The 512-nt window shown below is 38.5% G+C and carries 1 pseudogene; it reads right to left on the bottom strand.

The features are described 5' to 3' along the window. Positions 1-257: 257 nt before the first annotated feature. A pseudogene (locus ACFINK_RS09465) lies at positions 258-512 on the bottom strand (integrase); the annotation flags it as partial.

The raw sequence follows: 512 nt of genomic DNA, 5'->3' as shown, positions 1-512 counted from the left end.
AGCAATTTTGCACTTTCACGGTCTGTTAAAAGAATATCATTTTCTGTCATTCTAAAATCCTTTCACTATAAAAATGGTAACACATCATAACCATTTATTAACCACATTTTGGTTCATTTAGAAAGATGTTTTATTCATAGAAAACAATATTTTATTATACAATTTCTGATGTGATAATTTATGACTCTTATTGAGAAAGAATGAGAGAGAAGAGAGCTAAAGTTATCCACAGATCATGGGGTTATGCACCCCATATCTTAAGATTGACCTGTGACATAAGCCGCCCATTTATCCATATAAACGCGGCGCTGTTCTAAATAGTCAGTCCGACGATAGGCACGTTCTACTTTACCGCCGACCGTATGAGCTAAAATAGTTTCAGCGACCTCATAGGGGGCATCGGTTGTTTCAGCAAGCCAATTGCGTAAACTAGAACGAAAACCATGCGGGCAGGCTTCAAGTTTATTGTCTCTCATATATTGAGCCATACACTTCTCAGCGAGGGGACCGCG

Origin of the sequence: Bartonella sp. AA16NXGY, from assembly GCF_042197325.1 — a bacterium.
Classification (GTDB): Bacteria; Pseudomonadota; Alphaproteobacteria; order Rhizobiales; family Rhizobiaceae; genus Bartonella.
This window is presented reverse-complemented; position numbering and strand designations above follow the sequence as displayed.